The 17794-nt window shown below is 66.9% G+C and carries 17 protein-coding genes; 9 read left to right on the top strand and 8 right to left on the bottom strand.

Annotated features, from left to right (window positions below; translation table 11 throughout):
• Window positions 1–77 precede the first annotated feature (77 nt).
• Window positions 78–1667, top strand: a complete 1590-nt coding sequence (gene guaA, locus ELY12_RS11235) for a glutamine-hydrolyzing GMP synthase (RefSeq protein ID WP_126176801.1) — start codon at window positions 78–80, stop codon at window positions 1665–1667.
• A gap of 28 nt (window positions 1668–1695) precedes the next feature.
• On the opposite strand, the gene ELY12_RS11230 is transcribed toward guaA, so the two are convergent.
• Window positions 1696–2661 carry a hypothetical protein gene (locus ELY12_RS11230; protein WP_126176800.1) on the bottom strand — a complete coding sequence of 322 codons (966 nt, stop codon included), beginning with the start codon at window positions 2659–2661 and terminating at the stop codon, window positions 1696–1698.
• A 155-nt stretch (window positions 2662–2816) separates the two neighbouring features.
• On the opposite strand from ELY12_RS11230, the gene ELY12_RS11225 reads away from it, so the two are divergent.
• Window positions 2817–3617 (top strand): kinase, encoded by an 801-nt coding sequence (locus ELY12_RS11225; protein WP_126176799.1) that lies wholly within the window; start codon window positions 2817–2819, stop codon window positions 3615–3617.
• On the opposite strand, the gene ELY12_RS11220 is transcribed toward ELY12_RS11225, so the two are convergent.
• A complete protein-coding gene (locus ELY12_RS11220; RefSeq protein WP_126176798.1) occupies window positions 3607–4569 on the bottom strand; it encodes an SDR family NAD(P)-dependent oxidoreductase in 963 nt (320 codons plus the stop codon). The genes ELY12_RS11225 and ELY12_RS11220 overlap by 11 nt on opposite strands.
• Before the next feature lie 126 nt (window positions 4570–4695).
• Here ELY12_RS11220 and ELY12_RS11215 point away from each other — a divergent pair, with 126 nt between their 5' ends.
• A complete protein-coding gene (locus ELY12_RS11215) occupies window positions 4696–5148 on the top strand; it encodes a CHRD domain-containing protein (RefSeq protein WP_241229830.1) in 453 nt (150 codons plus the stop codon).
• A 4-nt stretch (window positions 5149–5152) separates the two neighbouring features.
• Here ELY12_RS11215 and ELY12_RS11210 read toward each other — a convergent pair whose 3' ends face one another.
• The 4 genes from ELY12_RS11210 to ELY12_RS11195 are packed head-to-tail and all read right to left on the bottom strand — an operon-like array spanning window position 5153 to window position 7874.
• Window positions 5153–5698 (bottom strand): DUF924 family protein, encoded by a 546-nt coding sequence (locus ELY12_RS11210; RefSeq protein WP_126176797.1) that lies wholly within the window; start codon window positions 5696–5698, stop codon window positions 5153–5155.
• 13 nt (window positions 5699–5711) lie between these two features.
• Window positions 5712–6107 carry a hypothetical protein gene (locus tag ELY12_RS11205; RefSeq protein WP_126176796.1) on the bottom strand — a complete coding sequence of 132 codons (396 nt, stop codon included), beginning with the start codon at window positions 6105–6107 and terminating at the stop codon, window positions 5712–5714.
• 60 nt (window positions 6108–6167) lie between these two features.
• A complete protein-coding gene (gene tldD / locus ELY12_RS11200) occupies window positions 6168–7589 on the bottom strand; it encodes a metalloprotease TldD (protein ID WP_126176795.1) in 1422 nt (473 codons plus the stop codon).
• 33 nt (window positions 7590–7622) lie between these two features.
• Window positions 7623–7874: a zinc-finger domain-containing protein gene (locus tag ELY12_RS11195; RefSeq protein WP_126176794.1), complete on the bottom strand. Its 252-nt coding sequence runs from the start codon at window positions 7872–7874 to the stop codon at window positions 7623–7625.
• A 58-nt stretch (window positions 7875–7932) separates the two neighbouring features.
• Here ELY12_RS11195 and ELY12_RS11190 point away from each other — a divergent pair, with 58 nt between their 5' ends.
• On the top strand, window positions 7933–8871 hold the full coding sequence (locus ELY12_RS11190; RefSeq protein WP_126176793.1) for an ABC transporter ATP-binding protein: 939 nt from the start codon (window positions 7933–7935) through the stop codon (window positions 8869–8871).
• A 317-nt stretch (window positions 8872–9188) separates the two neighbouring features.
• Here the strand turns inward: ELY12_RS11190 and ELY12_RS11185 are convergent, their stop codons facing one another.
• On the bottom strand, window positions 9189–9680 hold the full coding sequence (locus tag ELY12_RS11185; protein WP_206435816.1) for a hypothetical protein: 492 nt from the start codon (window positions 9678–9680) through the stop codon (window positions 9189–9191).
• Window positions 9681–9721: 41 nt separating this feature from the next.
• On the opposite strand from ELY12_RS11185, the gene nadB reads away from it, so the two are divergent.
• The 4 genes from nadB (at window position 9722) to ELY12_RS11165 (ending at window position 14642) form a co-directional block, all read left to right on the top strand.
• Window positions 9722–11305, top strand: a complete 1584-nt coding sequence (nadB, locus tag ELY12_RS11180; RefSeq protein WP_126176791.1) for an L-aspartate oxidase — start codon at window positions 9722–9724, stop codon at window positions 11303–11305.
• Window positions 11306–11365: 60 nt separating this feature from the next.
• Window positions 11366–13036, top strand: a complete 1671-nt coding sequence (locus ELY12_RS11175; RefSeq protein ID WP_126176790.1) for a serine hydrolase domain-containing protein — start codon at window positions 11366–11368, stop codon at window positions 13034–13036.
• Window positions 13037–13105: 69 nt separating this feature from the next.
• Window positions 13106–14005 carry an alpha/beta fold hydrolase gene (locus tag ELY12_RS11170; protein WP_126176789.1) on the top strand — a complete coding sequence of 300 codons (900 nt, stop codon included), beginning with the start codon at window positions 13106–13108 and terminating at the stop codon, window positions 14003–14005.
• 34 nt (window positions 14006–14039) lie between these two features.
• On the top strand, window positions 14040–14642 hold the full coding sequence (locus ELY12_RS11165) for a hypothetical protein (protein WP_126176788.1): 603 nt from the start codon (window positions 14040–14042) through the stop codon (window positions 14640–14642).
• On the opposite strand, the gene ELY12_RS11160 is transcribed toward ELY12_RS11165, so the two are convergent.
• Window positions 14639–15220: a peptidase S14 gene (locus ELY12_RS11160; protein WP_126176787.1), complete on the bottom strand. Its 582-nt coding sequence runs from the start codon at window positions 15218–15220 to the stop codon at window positions 14639–14641. The two genes, ELY12_RS11165 and ELY12_RS11160, sit on opposite strands and share 4 nt — an antisense overlap.
• A 530-nt stretch (window positions 15221–15750) precedes the next feature.
• On the opposite strand from ELY12_RS11160, the gene ELY12_RS11155 reads away from it, so the two are divergent.
• Window positions 15751–17787 carry a ribonucleoside-diphosphate reductase subunit alpha gene (locus ELY12_RS11155; RefSeq protein WP_126176786.1) on the top strand — a complete coding sequence of 679 codons (2037 nt, stop codon included), beginning with the start codon at window positions 15751–15753 and terminating at the stop codon, window positions 17785–17787.
• The last annotated feature ends 7 nt before the right edge of the window (window positions 17788–17794 follow it).

Genomic DNA, 17794 nt, shown 5'->3' with positions numbered 1-17794 from the left:
TGCACTGGTAACGCGCCACTGGGGACGCGACAATCGCGCTTCTGGACAGCGCGCGGCGGACTGGCTTAACGGCCCGCATGGACGCGCAGCATCTTCCCGATTCCGTCCTGCCAAACTCGATCCTGATAATCGATTTCGGCAGCCAGGTGACCCAGCTCATCGCGCGCCGCGTGCGTGAGGCGGGGGTCTATTCCGAGATCGCCCCGTTCACGACCGCCGAGGAAGCGTTCCACCGCCTCCAGCCCAAGGGCATCATCCTGTCGGGCTCACCCGCCGGGGTGCCCGAGGAAGGCAGCCCCCGCGCGCCACAGATCGTGTTCGACAGCGGCCTCCCCATCCTCGGCATCTGCTATGGCCAGCAGGTCATGACGCACCAGCTCGGCGGCACGGTCGAGGCGGGTAACCAGGGCGAATGGGACGGCGAGTTCGGCCGCGCGTTCCTGACCGTCACCAAGCCTTGCGCGCTGTTCGACGGCCTGTGGTCCGAAGGCGAACGGCACCAGGTGTGGATGAGCCACGGCGACAAGGTCACCCAGTTCGCGCCGGGCTTCGAAATCGTCGCCACCAGCGACGGCGCGCCGTTCGCGGTGATCGCCGACGAGAGCCGCAAATATTACGGCACCCAGTTCCACCCCGAGGTCGTCCACACGCCCGACGGCGGAAAGCTGATCGCCAATTTCGTGCGCCACGTCTGCGGCCTCACCGGCGACTGGAACATGGCCGAGTTCCGCAAGACCAAGATCGCCGAGATCCGCGCGCAGGTGGGCAGGGGCCGGGTGATCTGTGGCCTCAGCGGCGGGGTCGACAGCGCGGTCGCCGCGGTGCTCATCCACGAGGCGATCGGCGAGCAGCTTACCTGCGTGTTCGTCGATCACGGCCTGATGCGGCTTAACGAGGCGGAGCAGGTCGTCACCCTGTTTCGCGATCACTACAACATCCCGCTGGTCCACGTGAACGCGGAAGAGATGTTCCTCTCCGGCCTCGCCGGCGAGACCGACCCCGAAAAGAAGCGCAAGTTCATCGGCAAGGCCTTCATCGACCTGTTCGAAGCCGAGGCGAAGGCGATCGGCGGGGCGGATTTCCTGGCGCAGGGCACGCTCTATCCGGACGTGATCGAGTCGGTGTCGTTCACCGGCGGGCCGAGCGTCACGATCAAGAGCCACCACAACGTCGGCGGCCTGCCCGAGCGGATGAACATGGCGCTGGTCGAGCCCTTGCGCGAACTGTTCAAGGACGAGGTCCGCGAGCTCGGTCGTGAGCTGGGCCTGCCCGAAGTGTTCGTCGGCCGCCACCCGTTCCCCGGCCCCGGCCTCGCCATCCGCATCCCTGGCGAAGTGACCAAGGAACGCTGCGACATCCTGCGCAAAGCCGACGCGATCTACCTCGAGGAAATCCGCAACGCCGGGCTCTACGATGCCATCTGGCAGGCCTTTGCCGTGCTGCTGCCCGTGCGCACCGTCGGAGTGATGGGCGACTACCGCACTTACGACAGCGTCCTCGCGCTGCGTGCAGTGACCAGCACCGACGGCATGACGGCGGACATCTACCCCTTCGACGCTGCCTTCCTCAGCCGCGTGGCGACCCGCATCGTCAATGAGGTGAAGGGCGTGAACCGGGTGGTTTACGACTACACCAGCAAGCCGCCCGGCACGATTGAGTGGGAGTGAGCGCACCCGAGCCCACTCCCATCGATCATCAATGCCCCTGCTGCGGGCGGCCTGACTGGATCAACCGCTGACGCGAAGTGTTGCCGGGGACCGCGATGTGGGTCGCGGGGTCGTATTCCTTGCCCACCGCCGGGCTGCCCTGCGGCACCCAGATGTTGACCTCGGTGGTCGAGTATCCGCTCGGCAGGTAACGCACGTGATACCCGTCGGGGTGGTTCGACCACCGGCCCGATGGCGTCTCGCGGCTGCCTGCACCGAGCGGAGCGTTGCCGCTGAGCACCGCGATCCGCTCCATCTCGGCAAAAGTCGCGCCCGGCGTGGTGAGCATCTGGCGGAGCTGCGCTTCCGCTTGGGCGATCTGGCGCAGCGGTTCGGGGACCCCGCCGAGCGCGTCGGTCAGAGCATTGCCGTGCAGCACATCGAGCGCGCTGCGGTTCAGGCCCGCGAGCTGACGCGGAGTGAGGAGCTGCGCGGCAACCGCTTTGCTGTCGCCGGTCAGGTCCTCGAACTTGGCGCGGGCGATGATGGCCCACAACAGCTGCTGGATCTTGCTCTGCGCGATCTCTGGGCGGTTCACCGAGCCGCGCACGATCGTCATCACCGCATCCTCCGCCGGGCCCAGCGGCGGCGCGTAAAGATACCCGTCACCGCCGCCCGGACCATGCGTACCCGCCTTCAGGCAATAGCTCTGGCCGACGAACTCGTAGTAGCCGGGCTGCAACACGAAGCCGCCGTTGGGCGTGCGCTGCAGCGTCATCAGCGAGCGCGCGGCTTCGCGCGGGGTGAAGTTGTCCAGCTCCGGATTGCCCCATTTGGCGTCGGCCAGCTCGGTGGTGATCGGGGGCTTGCCGCCCAGTACGTTGGCCAGCGGCGATTTCTTCAAGAGCTTGCCGCCGAGGCCTCCGAGCCCGCCAAGCTGCGCGCTGGCCGCACTGGGCACGGCGACAGCCGCGAGCGAAGCGGCGGCCCCGCCGACAAAGTTTCTGCGATGCATGTGATTACGAACCCCTCAGAATTTCTCGCCCGGGCCGATCGGCCCGCGGCGCGCGCGCCACTAGAGCGTGCGCGGGCAGCCCGCCAGAGCATTTCGTTCCGCATTGCAAGCACTTGCGCTATTCGGGTCGACGAATGGCGGGGGACGGTCGACCAATGACACCGATAGCCCACGAGAAGGAATGGGCGGCCGTAGACGTTCACGTGGCGGCCGCTATCCGAAAGGTCCTGGCCGCGACGGGTCGGCCGATCGCGGTTGGGCTGGCCGGCGCGCAGGGCTCGGGCAAATCGACGATGGCGCCACGGATTGTCGCGCGCCTGGCCGCGGCTGGCTTGCGCGCGGCAGTGCTTTCGCTCGACGATTTCTATCTCACGCGCGCCGAGCGAGCGAGGCTGGCCGCCACCGTCCACCCGCTCCTCGCAACGCGCGGCGTGCCCGGCACCCACGACGTCGCGCTTCTTACGGCCGTGCTGGACGGCATGTTGCGCGGGGAGGACGTGCAGATCCCGCGCTTCGACAAGGCTACGGATGACCGGCTCGATGGAGACTGGCGCACGGTCGTAGGTCCGTTCGATGTCGTTATCCTCGAAGGCTGGTGCATCGGCGCGCGGCCGCAGGCGGACGGCTGTCTTGCCGAACCGATCAACATGCTCGAGCGCTTGGAGGACCCTGCCGGTCGCTGGCGCCGTTGGGTGAACGCGCGCCTGTCGAGCGACTACGCCGCGCTATTCGAACGGCTCGCGCTGCGCGTCCTGCTGCGCGCGCCCAGTTTCGATGTCGTGCTACGCTGGCGGACCGAACAGGAGCGTCAACTGCCGTTCGGCGGCATGGAAACACCTGCGATCAAGCGCTTCATTGACCACTACGAGCGCATCACCCGCTGGACGCTGGAGGACGAGCCCGCGGACCTGGTGATCGATCTCGACCCGGACCGAACGCCGACCGTCAGGGCCTGAACCGCACCCCGGTCATCTCCTCCGACTTGTCCCAAAGCCGCTCTGCCAAGTCCTCGTCGCGCACATGCGGGAACACGCCGCCCATCGGATTATCCTTGCTCGCCGGCTCGGCGACCTCGCAGTTTTCCAGATAAACACCGCCCTTGCCCTCCAGTTGCGGCGAGGTCGCCGCCCACACGGTGGTGGAGGCGCCCTGCTCCTCAGTCTTGAAGCGCTCGTTGACGTTACCGTCGGCGTCGATCCAGCCCATCGCGACCTGCTCCTCGTTCGAGAGGTGCCGCTGCAAGGGCGTCATGATCCCGCCGGGATGCACCGCGAACGCGCGCACGCCGTACGGTTCGCCCAGCTTGTCGAGCTGTAGCGCGAACAGCGCGTTGGCGCTCTTGGCCTGACCGTAAGCGAGCCACTTGTCGTAATCGCGCCGCTCGAAGTTCGGGTCTTCGAGATCGAGCCCCTTCAACCGGTGCCCGACCGACGACAATACCACCACGCGCGCACCGTTCGCCGCCTTCAACAGCGGCCACAGCCGCGCGGTGAGCTGGAAATGGCCGAGGTGGTTTGTCGCGAACTGGCCTTCGTATCCACGGGCATCGCGGGTCAGCGGACTGGCCATCACTGCGGCGTTGTTGACCAGGATATCGATCCGGTCCCACCGCTCGGCCACGCTCTCGGCGAAGGCGTCGATCGATGCGGGATCAGACAAGTCCAGCGGGAAAATCGCGATATCGCCCTCGACCGTGCGCAGCACGTCCTCGGCCTGCCCGGTCCGGCGCGCTCCGACGATGACCTTCGCGCCAGCAGCGGCTAGCGCGCGGACGGTCTCGGTGCCGATTCCCGAATAGCCGCCGGTGACCACCACCTGCTTGCCCGACAGGTCGATTCCCTCGACCACCTCTAGTGCGCGCGAGCGGTAGCCAAACGGCGATCCAACGGGTTCCTGCTGACTTATCATTCGCTTATCTCCCAGCGCACCTTCCCCCGGCCGCGCGGCCATGACCCTGGCGGAAACTTCCCCCGCTAACCATTGTTATCTTCGCGTGCGGGCCGAGGGACACGGCGCCGCAAACAGGAGAGTAGCATGAACAGGAAACACGCGCTCGCGTTCGCGGGCCTGATGGGAGCGATCACGCTCGCCGGCTGTGCAACGCTCGAGGAAGAAGCGGTCGATGCCACCTCGGACACCTACAACGCGGTGCTGACCGGCGCCAACGAGGTCGGCGGCGGCGATCCCGATGGCTACGGCAAGGCCGAGGTCTCGGTGTCGGACGGCTTCGGCCAGGTGTGCTGGGAAATCCACGACCTTCGCGGTCTCGATCCGATCACCGCGGCCCATATCCACTTCGGCCGCGCCGGGGTGAACGGGCCCCCGGTGCTCACGCTCGAGAAGTCAAACGAGGGCCGCTGGCAGGGCTGCAAGGACGGCAAGGAGTGGACCGAGAATCGCCTGCAGGGGAACCCAGCGGACTTCTATGTCAACGTCCACACCACCGCCTATCCCAACGGCGCGATCCGGGGTCAGCTGACCGACTGACGCCTTACCAAGCATTCCCCGCCGCGATGGCCGCGCGCTCGGCCGGGCTGGACCGTCTGCCGAGCACGGCATTGCGGTGGGGAAACCGTCCGAAACGGGCGATCATCCGCCAGTGCGCGCGGGCGAAGGCGAAGTTGGTCGGCGATCCGCGGAAGAAGGCGAGACTCGCGCGCTGGTCGGCGATGGCTTCGCTGTGCATCAGCGGCATCCCGACGAACGCGCGCTCGTCGCGCGACAGCCCATCGAGCCAGCCGCACGCGATCACCCCCTTGGCAATCCGGCGTGCGAGCGCGTCGTGGGCGAAAGCCCGCGCATCCTTGCGGAACACATTGCGCGGGATCTGATCGAACAGGAGGATTGCGGCGCGGGCGGTCAGCGGATCGCCGAGGAACTCGTGCGCCGGACGGCGGCCGAGCATATCGAGGTCGCGCGCGAAACGTTGCGAAGCCGCGTCGACCTCGGCCGAGCCGCCGAACCAGTCCTCTGCGCCGAGTTCGTGGAACCAGAAATGGAGCAAGTCGGCCGCCCAGCGGCGCGGGGCGGCCGTCATGTTATGCGGAGCGTCAGTCGGCCCGGGTGTAAGGGACGAAGTCGCCGAGGAACACGTTGCCGGTATAGAATCCGCCCGAACTGTCGAACGTCGTCACGATATCCTGGCGGCAAAGCTGCGCACCGGTCTGGCGGATCAGCAGCGCGTCGTCGGAATCGAGATCGCGTGCGTTAGCGGGCACGTTGACCCAGATCGTCCGCCCGCGGCCGTACACCACCGCGGTCTTGTCGATCACTTGCGAGTCGCTGTTGACCCGCGTGTTGATGCAGTTCTGCGGCGCGCCTGCGACGCGGCCTTCGAGCAGCTTGGCGAGCTTCTGGTCACCCGTCAGGCGCTCACCGGCGACCGAGGGACCGGCCACCAGCGCGACGCCGGCGACGGCTGCGAGCGTAAGAGCAATCCTTTTCATCGGTCATCTCCTTGGTGTTGGCGTTACCATTACCATAGACGGAATGAACCGGCGCTGACCTTAGGCGGTTCCGCCGACGGTGAGGCCCTCGACCAGCAGTGTCGGCTGGCCGACGCCCGCCGGCACGCTCTGCCCACCCTTGCCGCACATTCCCACGCCTTCGTCCAAGGCCATGTCGTTGCCGATGCCGGTGACCTTGGTGAGCACGCTCGGCCCATCGCCGATCAGCGTTGCGCCCTTGATCGGGGCGCCGAGCTTGCCGTTTTCGATCTTGTACGCCTCGGTGCAGCTGAAGGTGAACTTGCCGCTGACGATGTCGACCTGCCCGCCGCCGAAACTCTTGGCGAAGATGCCGTTCTTGACGCGGGACAAGAGCTCGGCCGGGTCGTCGTTGCCGCCGCGCATGAAGGTGTTGGTCATCCGCGGCATCGGCGCGTGCGCATAGCTCTCGCGGCGCCCATTGCCGGTGGCCGCCACCCTCATCAGCCGCGCGTTGAGCCGGTCCTGCATGTAGCCCTTGAGGATGCCGTCCTCGATCAGCACGGTCTCCTGCGTCGGCGTGCCCTCGTCGTCGATCGACAGCGAACCGCGCCGATCCATGATGCTGCCGTCGTCGACGATGGTTACTCCCGGCGCGGCGACGCGGGTGCCGAGCCGGCCCGAGAACGCGCTGGTGCCCTTGCGGTTGAAATCGCCTTCGAGCCCGTGGCCGACCGCCTCGTGCAGCAGCACGCCGGGCCAGCCGGGGCCGAGCAGCACGGTCATCTCGCCCGCAGGCGCGGCGACGCTGTCCAAGTTGGTCAGCGCCTGCGCCACGGCCATGTCGATCGCTCTCGACCAATTGGCCTCGTCGAACAGCGCGTCGTAAAGGTAGCGCCCACCCATGCCGAAGCTGCCGGTCTCGCGCCGGCCATTGGCCTCGGCGACGACCGACACGTTGAGCCGCACCAGCGGGCGAATGTCGCGGGCGACGAAGCCGTCGGGTCGGACGATCTCGATCGCGCTCCACGACGCGGCGAGGTTGGCGGTCGCCTGCACCACGCGCGGATCGCGCGCACGCGCGGCGGCGTCGATCTTTTCGAGCAGCGCGACCTTGTCGGCAAAAGGCAACGCATCAAGCGGACTGGCGTCGGTGTACAGGTGGCGGTTGCTGCGCGGCGGCGGCGCGGCGCGCTCGCCCTTGCTCGGATCGAGCAGACGCAGCGTCTCGCCCGCGCGGCGGATGGCGGCCGCGGAAATCTCGTTGGCGTGCGCGAAGCCGGTCATCTCGCCCGACACCCCGCGCAGGCCGAACCCGGCATCGCGTGAGTAGTTGGCGGTCTTCAGCCGCCCGTCGTCGAACACGAACGCCTCGGTCGCGGCGAACTGGAGATAGAGTTCGCCGTCGTCGCAGCCGCGCAAGGTTTCTGCGGCGAGCGCCTGCGCCTCGTCGGGGGTCAGCTTGCCATCGGCGTAGAGCAGCGCGTGCGGGTCGGGTGTCATGCCCTGCGATATGGGCGCGACTGCGCGCTTAATCTAGGGCGTCGCGCCCGAAGAAATGTCGCTCAATGTCGCCTGGTCGGCCCCGTCGGCAGGTCCCCCCGCCAGGACGAAGCGCCGGTCGCAGTAGCCGCAGTCGACGTAGCCGTGCTCGTCGATCTCCAGCCACACGCGCGGATGGCCGAGCGCGCTCGGGACGAAGCCCGGGCCGCCGCGGATCGCCTCGGCGCCGTCACAGGCGACGCGGCGTTCGGTGACCATGGTGACTTCGGGCGGAGGGATGCTCATGAGCCCGGCCGTTACCGGCATTGCGAGGGGCGTGCAACGGCCCTAGTGCGCCGCTGCAATGGCTACAGAACCCGCGATCCGCATCCGCGACCTCGTCAAACGCTACGCCGGCGTGAAGGGCGAGGAGGGCAAGCTCGCGCTGAAGGGCGTCAGCTTTGACGTTCCCGAAGGCCAGATCTTCGGCCTGCTCGGCCCCAACGGCGCGGGCAAGTCGACCCTCATCAACATCCTCGCGGGGCTGGTGATGAAAACCAGCGGGTCGGCCGAGATCTGGGGCTTCGACATCGACGCGCACCCGCGCAACGCCAAGCGCTCGATTGGCATCGTCCCGCAAGAGATCGTGTTCGATCCGTTCTTCACTCCGTTCGAGGTGCTGGAGAACCAGGCCGGCTTCTACGGCGTCGCCAAGGCGCTGCGCCGCTCGGAGGAACTGCTCGAAGCGGTGCGCCTGTCCGACAAGCGCGACGCCTACGCCCGCACGCTGTCGGGCGGCATGAAACGCCGCCTGCTGGTGGCGAAGGCGATGGTTCACTCGCCTCCGATCCTGGTGCTCGACGAGCCCACGGCCGGGGTTGACGTGGAGCTGCGCCGGCAATTGTGGGAGCTGGTCACCCGCCTCAACCGCGAAGGGGTCACGGTGGTCCTCACCACCCATTACCTCGAGGAAGCTGAGCAGCTCTGCGACCGGATCGCGATCATCAATCACGGCGAGCTGATCACCGACCAGCCGACCCGCGAGCTGGTCGGGATGATGGCCGAGAAGGTCGTGGAGCTGACCCTCGACCGCGACATGGCCGCGCCCCCGGTGCACGAGGCGTTCAAGAAGTCCGAGAAGAAAGGCGATCGCACGGTCGCGATCACCTACGACAAGGACAAGATCACCGCCGGCCAGGTACTCGGCCTGGTGCAGGCGCAGGGTTTCGTGATCGAGGACGTGACCACCCGCGAGGCGGACCTCGAGGATGTGTTCGTCAGCCTGACCAGCTCTGCCGCCTAGCGGCGCCCCTTAACCCAGGTAGCGCCCGCCGAGCCCCGCATCGCGGACGTACATCGGCGTCCAGGTAAACGGCGAACTTTCCTCCAGCGGCGTGGAGCAATGCCGGCAGCGGCCGACCTGGCCCCCGTGCACGCGGCGAATAGCGTTCGCATCGACACTATGCCGACCGAACGCGCACGAAATATGCGCAAGCTTCATTGCGAGCGACCCTTCCCGACCCTCATTCCCCTGTCCCGCACTGGGTTAGCCGAGCGATTGCACAGCGATAGGCCCGAGCGGCGAAGCGTGGGATTCGCGCGCCCTGTGCGGGAAATTGCCTAGCCGTCCTTCCACATGACCCGGCTCCAGTCGCCGCACAGCAGCCACTGCGCGGGCGGCGCGGCGAGATAAGCGTTGTCCCACGCGACATCGAGCAGTGCCTCGGCATGGCGGTCGAAACCTTCGCGCAGCATGCCGATCGACCAGCCCTTGCCCGCGGGGACGAACAGGAACTCGTCTTCCGGCTTCAGCCGCTCCGCCAGGAGTTCGCGCAGGACCTCTGCCATCGCCGGCCGGTCGTTGACCTTGCGCGTCTCCACTCCGGGGAGATCGTGCCATGGGATGTAGCTGTAGCCCGAAGGAATCCAGCGCGGGTTCCAGTGCGGCTCGGGGCCCAAGCGATAAACGCGGAAGGTCTCCCCTGCCTGCTCCAAAGCCGACAACGCGGGCTCCATCGCCTGGCGCTGGGCGCGCGCAGCATTGCGCTCGTGCATGAAGCGACGGCGCTCTTCCAGTTGCTTGCGCCGCGCGGCGTCCATCTTCGGCCCCAATCATCTTGCGCCGACCGGCGCGGGCGTGTTCAAGCACGCGCATGACCACGCCGCAACACGACGTTATCGTCATCGGCTCGGGCGCCGCCGGGCTGACCGCCGCGCTCGCGCTGGCCGAGACCCGCCGGGTGCTGGTGCTCGCCAAGGGATCGCTGACCGGCGGCAGCACGGCGTGGGCGCAGGGCGGGATCGCCGCGGTGCTTGATGCGGGAGACACCTTCGAGGAGCACATCCGCGACACGATGGTCGCCGGCGCGGGCCTCAACCGGGTCGAGACGGTCGAGTTCGTGATCGAGAACGCGCCCGCCGCGATTGACCGGCTGATCGAGCTCGGCGTGCCGTTCAACAAGGAAGAGGGCGCGCTGCACCTCACCCGCGAGGGCGGGCACAGCCAGCGGCGCATCGTCCATGTCAACGACGCGACCGGCTGGGCGGTGCAGGAGGCGCTGCTGAAGGCAGCCGAGGCAAACCCCAACATTACCTTGCTGCCGGGGCGCAGTTGCATCGATCTCATCACCGGCCGGAATGCGGAGAAATTCTCCGGCAGTGGCCGCGTGTGGGGCGTCTATGCGCTCGACGAAGCGACCGGCCAGGTCGAGGCGCATGTCGCGCGGGCCACAGTGATGGCGACCGGCGGCGCGGGGCGCGTGTACCAGTTCTCCACCGCGCCGCGCGGTGCGACCGGGGACGGCATCGCGATGGCGTGGCGGGCGGGCTGCCGTGTCTCCAACATGGAGATGATGCAGTTCCACCCGACCTGCCTCTACAACCTCGAGGTCAAGAACTTCCTCATTACCGAGGCGGTGCGCGGCGAGGGCGGGCTGCTGCTCAATCCCAAGACTAAGCATCGCTACATGCCCGATTACGACGAGCGCGCCGAGCTGGCCCCGCGCGACATCGTGGCGCGCGCCAACGACAGCGAGATCAAGCGCGACGGGCTCGACTACGTCCACCTCGACATCAGCCACCAGGAACCGGAGTTCGTGAAGCACCACTTCCCGAACATCTATGAGAAGCTGATCGGGCTCGGCATCGACATGACCAAGGAGCCGATCCCGGTGGTGCCCGCGCAGCATTACACCTGCGGTGGGATCCTGATCGGGCTCGACGCGAGGACCGACCTCCCCGGTTTGTGGGCTGCGGGCGAGTGCACCGAGAGCGGCCTGCACGGTGCCAACCGCCTCGCCTCCAACTCGCTGCTCGAATGCTTCGTATTCGGCGAGGCCGCGGCGAAAGACATCCTCGCCGCGTGGGATGAGATGGACGAGCCGCCCGCGATCAAGGAGTGGGACGCCAGCCGGGTGACCGACTCCGACGAGGAAGTCGTCATCCAGCAGAATTGGACCGAGATCCGCCGGTTCATGTGGAACTACGTCGGCATCGTGCGCACCACCAAGCGCCTCGAACGCGCCGCGCACCGGATCGCCAATTTGGCGCAGGAGATCGAGGACTATTACGGCAGCTTCCGCGTCACCACCGACCTGATCGAGCTGCGCAACCTCCACCAGTGCGCCGACCTCATCGTCCGCAGCGCGCTGAAGCGGCACGAGAGCCGGGGCTTGCACTACACGCTCGATTATCCTGAGACCGACCCGGTGGCGAAGGACACGGTGCTGGTGCCGTAGCGCTTGACCGGTTTTCCTCAGTGTATTAACTCAGCAATACACGAGGGAGGAAAAACCGCGATGAATTTCAAATACTCCGCCGCTGCGGCGCTGGCGGTCCTGTCGGCTCCGGCTCACGCCGTCGAGCCCGACTTTGCGGCCAAGGCCGAGGCGATCGTCGACGCGGCCTATCCGGTCAGCGGCCCCGGCGGCGCGGTGATCGTGACCGAGGGCGGCAAGGTGGTCTACGCGGGCGGCGCGGGCATGGCCGATATGGCCAAGGGCGTGCCGGTCACACCCGACACGGTGTTCCGCCTGGGCTCGATCACCAAGCAGTTCTCCGCCGCGGTGGTTCTCCAACTGGTCGCCGAGGGCAAGCTGTCGCTCGACGATCCGCTGTCGAAGTTCGTCCCCGGCTATCCCGAGCCGGGCGCCCACGCGACCGTGCGCCAGTTGCTCAACCACACCTCGGGCATCCAGTCGTACACCGGCATCCCCGGGTGGATGGCGAGCGACAAGGTGCGCACGCCGCACACCACTGCCGAGATGATCGCCGAGTTCCGCGACCAGCCAGCGGAGTTCCAGCCCGGCGAGAAGTGGGACTACAACAACTCGGGCTACGTCCTCGTTGGCGCGGTGATCGAAGCGGTGACCGGCATGCCGTGGCACCAGGCGATCGCCGAACGGATCACCAAGCCGCTCGGGCTGACGACGATCCGCTATGGAGGCGAGGAAGCCTCGGTCCCGGCGTTCGCGACCGGCTATACCGAAGGCCCCGACGGCAAGTTCGTGCCCGCCCGGGTGCTCGACATGAGCGTGCCGCACGCCGCCGGCGCGCTGATCGGGACCGTGGGCGATCTCGCGAAGTGGTCCGACGCGCTTCATCACGGCAAGGTCGTGAGCGCGCCGCTCTACGCCCAGATGATCGCGCCCACTCCGCTGCCGGACGGCAAGAGTGAGCCTTACGGCTTCGGGCTCGGCCAGACCAGCTTGCAGGGCCTCAAGACGATCACCCATAGCGGGGGCATCTTCGGCTTCGGCACCAACGCGCTCTACATCCCCGAGCGCGACTTGTTTGTTGCGGTGTTCACCAATTCCGATGGCGGCATCCAGTCCGCCGGGTTGCCGATGCTGCGGCTGGCGGCGCAGGCGATCGGCAAGCCGTTCCCGACCTTCAGCGAAGCGACCCCGGATCTCGCCGCGCTCGAGCCGATGTTCGGCAGCTATGCGATCGACGGGGACGGCGACGCGACCCGCCTGTTCTTCGCGCGCGACGGCAAGCTCTACACCCGCCGCAGCGGCGCGTCCGACAGCGCGGTGCTGGCCGCGGGCGGCAATCGGTTCTTCTACGGCCCTAACAGCCTCAACTGGTTCGAGATGAAGCAGGAGAGCGATGGCACGTGGGCGATGCTGATGCACCAGAACGGTGAGGAGAAGGCCGAGCGCGCGCTGCGCACCGGGCCAATGCCCAAGCTGGTCACGGTCGACGTGCCGCGCGAGGTGCTGGCGAGCTACACCGGCGCCTATACCAGCGCGGTCGCGCCGATCGCGGTCGCCCTCGGTGACGACGGCGTGCTCACGCTCGCCTTCGGTCCGCAGCGGCCGATCGCGCTGCAGGCATTGAGCGCGACCGAGTTCGCCGCCGTGGGCGTCGATGCGCGCGTCGAGTTCACGCCGGGCGAGGGCAAGGCCGGCGGGCTCGTCCTGCGGCAGGGCGGGCGCGAGCTGAACGCTACCCGGTCGGCGGACTGATCCCGGCCCTTTTCCTTCGCTCGCGTCCGATGCTACGCACCGGGCGGGAGCGAAAGGGAGGGCCAACGCATGCCGCAGACCACCGCCAACGGAATCACGATCGAGTACGACGAGCACGGCGACAAGAACGCGCCGCCGGTGCTGCTGGTGATGGGCCTCGGCGCACAGATGACCTTGTGGCCACAAGAGCTGGTCGATGCGCTGGTCGAGCGCGGTTTCCGGGTGATTCGCTACGACAACCGCGACATCGGTTTGAGCCACAAGATGGAAGGCGCGAAGTCGCCGGGCATCGTCAAGATGATGCTGCTCAGCCGCTTCGGGTTTAAGCCCAAGGTACCCTATACGCTCGCCGACATGGCGGACGATGGGATCGGCCTGCTCGACGCGCTGGGCATTGCCAAGGCGCACATCGTCGGCGCGAGCATGGGCGGGATGATCGCCCAGCACATGGCCTTCAGCCACCCTGAGCGGGTGCTGACCCTGACCTCGATCATGTCGACCACCGGCAACCGCAAGCTGCCCGCAGCGACCAAGGAAGCAATGTCGGCGCTGACCAAGCGGCCCGAATCGATGGACGAGGAGGTACTGGTTGAGCACGGGGTAAAGGTCGCCACCGCAATCGGCAGCCCCGGCTACCGCTCCGACCCCGACAAGGTGCGCGAGCGCAGCCGGGCGCTGATCAAGCGCAGCTTCTACCCGCAGGGCATGCCGCGCCAGCTCGCCGCGATCATTGCCGACGGCGACCGGCGCGAGCGGCTGCAGAGCGTCACCGCACCGACGCTGGTGATCCACGGCGAGGCCGATCCGCTGGTCCCGCTCGCGGGCGGGCAGGATACCGCCGCGCACATCAAGGGCTCCAAGCTCAAGACCATCCCCGGCATGGGTCACGACCTGCCGCTCGAACTGGTCGACGAGATCGCCGATGCCATCGCCGACCATGCGCGGGCCGCCGCGCCCGTGCCCGCCTGACGGAGCTTTCGCGAACCTGACGGGTTGGTGCGGGATGAAAACGCTCGCGCTCCTTCCCGCCTTCGCCCTCTTCGCCGCTTGTTCGCAGGGAGGCGGGGAGGAGCCGGCGCCTGCCGCCACTCAAGACACCAGTCCCGCGGCGCGTGCGCAGGCGGCGCCCGCCTCACCCAGCCCGGTTGCCGGCCGCGCGTATCGCTACACCTCGCTCGAAGGCTGCAAGCTCGTGCGCGAGGAGCGCGAGGAGCGCGAGGAGATGCCTTACAGCGAGGTGCTGTGCCCGGGCCCGGCAGGCTGGCAACTGCGCATCGCCGACGCCGATGCGCGGCAAACGATGAGCGTAGTCGCGCCCGACCGCGCGGAGACTAAGCTGGACTTGTCGCGCGCGAGCGGCGGCGCGTTCAGTTCGTTCGGCAAGACCGCCGAATGGCGCGGGCCCGCCGCCGAGCGCTTCTTGCCCGACTCGCTGATCGTGCGCTTCAACGTCGCGGAACAGCCGCACCCGGCGCCCGAAGTTGCGTATCTGCTAGCCATCCGGCTCAAACCGACGCCGTGTATGGTCGAAGAGATCGCCCCAGGTGCGGGACAAAACGACGCGGCGCGGGCAGCCGCCGACGCCGCACGGCAGTGCTCGACCTAGACGATCCCCGCAACCAGCTTGCGCTCGACTGCTTCCTCGGCCGACACGTACCAGTTATAGAGCGCCTTCTCGAGCAGCTCGTCCATCGGTACTTCGGTGCCCTCGATCAGCCGCTCGAAGTTCTCCTTTTCGAGATCGATGCCGGTTTCGAGCTGGTGGATCATCGCTTCCAGTTTCGGGAGGTGCGAGCGGATCGGCCCGTCGAGCTCCATCGTCTGCTTCAATTGCCGGCAGTGAATCAGCAGCGTCGCGTCGGCGGTGAGGTAGCGGTCCTCAGGCGGGAACGCCGCCATGAAGGTGCAGCCTGCGGAATAGACCACCGTCTTGCCGACGAACACCAGCCGCCGTCCCTTGAGCCGCTCGCGCGCGGCGTCGACCTCGACGATCATCCGCCGCGCCATTTCCGGGTCGCCGCCCAGCGTGGTCATGTCGATCGTCAGCGGCCCGTCGCCCGATTCGGCGTCCGCGAGGGCGTCGCGCAACTTGCATGCCATCGCCTCATCGACGGTGCCCACGAGCGAGATGTCCGCCGTCAGCTTGGCATCGGGTTTGCAGTGTTCGCGGTCTTCTCGTGCCATGTCCCACCTGCGCTTGAGATTGTGTGGTGACTCAAGGCCGGGCCCTTCCGATCGTTCCGCGACTAACCTGTGTTGGGCTGGCAAGGCCTTGCGCAGGCAGTCCCCGGCAAAATATTTTTCACCGGCTCCATTTTGACTCTTGCGCAGGCCGCCAGTGGTGGAAATCCGGCGCGTCGCGGCGCTGCACAATGCTAAGACACCGGGCCCTTCATAGGCCGATCGCGGTTAATTGGGTATTGACCCTATTGCACCCGAGTCCCGGTTGATTCACTATCCATTGTGGTTGGGCACTATGGGGGACCCACAAGACCTAGTTTTCGCCGCCGCGCATGCCCATATGCAGCGGACCGGAAACTGCGGCCCTTGTGCGCCCTCGCGGAGGCCCGCTTGGGGAGCGATCTGGGGAAAAGTAATCCCCCCGCTAGCGCCCAAAAATGATAGTTCGGATGCTTCAGCTCCGAATCGAACGAATACGGAACATCGGGGTCGGGAGCCCCGTTCTTCCGCAAGCGAAAGACGGACGGGGCACAATGGATTTCAGGACTGGGAACGAGGCGGCCATGGGGCTCGATGACACCACTGCGGATGCGATCGACAGCCCGGCAACGGACGCTGCGCCCGGCAATAAGGCGGCACTGAGCATGGACAAGCACGACAAGGGCAGCGAAGCGTTGGTCGCCGACATGGCCGCCGGTGCGATGGCTGAGGCGGTCGCCACCGTGGTCAAGGCCGCCAAGAAGCCCGGCGACGACAGCAAGAAGATCGCCGACCGGCGCTTCACGATCGTCACCGACGCCAGCCGCGATGCTCTGCTGACCGACTTCGGCAAGGAAACGCTCGACGACCGCTACCTGCTGCCGGGCGAGACCTACCAGGATCTGTTCGCCCGCGTGGCCGACGCCTACGCCGACGACCAGTATCACGCGCAGCGGCTGTACGACTACATCTCCAAGCTGTGGTTCATGCCCGCGACCCCGGTGCTGTCGAACGGCGGCACCAATCGCGGCCTGCCGATCTCGTGCTACCTCAATTCGGTGAGCGACAGCCTCGAAGGCATCGTCGGCACCTGGAACGAGAACGTCTGGCTCGCATCGCGCGGCGGCGGGATCGGCACCTACTGGGGCAACGTGCGCGGGATCGGCGAGCCGGTCGGCCTCAATGGCAAGACCAGCGGCATCATCCCGTTCGTGCGGGTAATGGACAGCCTGACGCTGGCGATTTCGCAGGGGTCGCTGCGGCGCGGCTCGGCCGCCTGCTACCTCGACATTTCGCACCCCGAGATCGAGGAGTTCCTCGAAATCCGCAAGCCCTCGGGCGACTTCAACCGCAAGGCGCTGAACCTGCACCACGGCGTGCTCGTCAGCGACGCGTTTATGGAGTGCGTGCGTGCGGGCGGCGAATGGGCGCTGACCAGCCCCAAGACCGGCGAAGTCCGCGGCAAGGTCGATGCGCGCAGCCTGTTCCAGAAGCTGGTCGAAACCCGCCTGGCCACCGGCGAGCCCTACATCGTGTTCTCCGACACGGTGAACCGGATGATGCCGCGCCACCACCGCGAGCTCGGCCTCAAGGTCTCGACCTCGAACCTGTGCTCCGAGATCACACTGCCGACCGGGATCGACCACCTCGGCAACGACCGCACTGCGGTGTGCTGCCTGTCCTCGCTGAACCTCGAAACCTGGGAGCAGTGGGAAGGCGACAAGACGTTCATCGAGGACGTCATGCGCTTCCTCGACAACGTGCTGCAGGACTACATCGATCGCGCGCCCGAAGAGATGGCGCGCGCCAAATACTCCGCGATGCGCGAACGGAGCGTCGGCATGGGCGTGATGGGTTTCCACTCATTCCTGCAGATGAAGAACATCGGCTTCGAAAGCCCGATGGCGAAAGTGTGGAACCTGAAAATGTTCAAACACATCGCCGCCAAGGCCGAAGAGGCGAGCATGGTGCTGGCCGAAGAGCGCGGGCCCTGCCCCGACGCCGCCGACGCGGGCGCGATGGAGCGGTTCAGCTGCAAAATGGCGATCGCGCCGACCGCGTCGATCTCGATCATCTGCGGCGGCACCAGCGCGTGCATCGAGCCGATCCCGGCCAACATCTACACTCACAAGACGCTGTCGGGCAGCTTCATCGTCAAGAACCCGTACCTCGAAAAACTGCTCGATACGAAGAGCAAGAATTCCACCAATGTGTGGAACTCGATCCTCGAGAAGGGCGGCTCGGTGCAGCACCTCGACTTCCTCACGCCCGAGGAAAAGGCGGTCTACAAGACTAGCTTCGAGATCGACCAGCGCTGGCTGCTCGAATTCGCCGCCGACCGCACGCCGTTCATCGACCAGGCGCAGAGTTTGAACCTGTTCATCCCCGCCGATGTCGACAAGTGGGACCTCGCGATGCTCCACTTCCAGGCCTGGGAGAAGGGCATCAAGTCCTTGTATTACTTGCGTTCGAAGAGCGTCCAGCGCGCCGGATTCGCCGGCGGGGTAGAAGCGGATAACACGCCTGACGCGGCGAAATTCGAACTGGCGGGCGGACAAACCGACTACGAGGAGTGCTTGGCCTGCCAGTAAGGCCGGC

The organism is Tsuneonella rigui, assembly GCF_003958625.1.
Lineage (GTDB): Bacteria > Pseudomonadota > Alphaproteobacteria > Sphingomonadales > Sphingomonadaceae > Tsuneonella > Tsuneonella rigui.
This window is presented reverse-complemented; position numbering and strand designations above follow the sequence as displayed.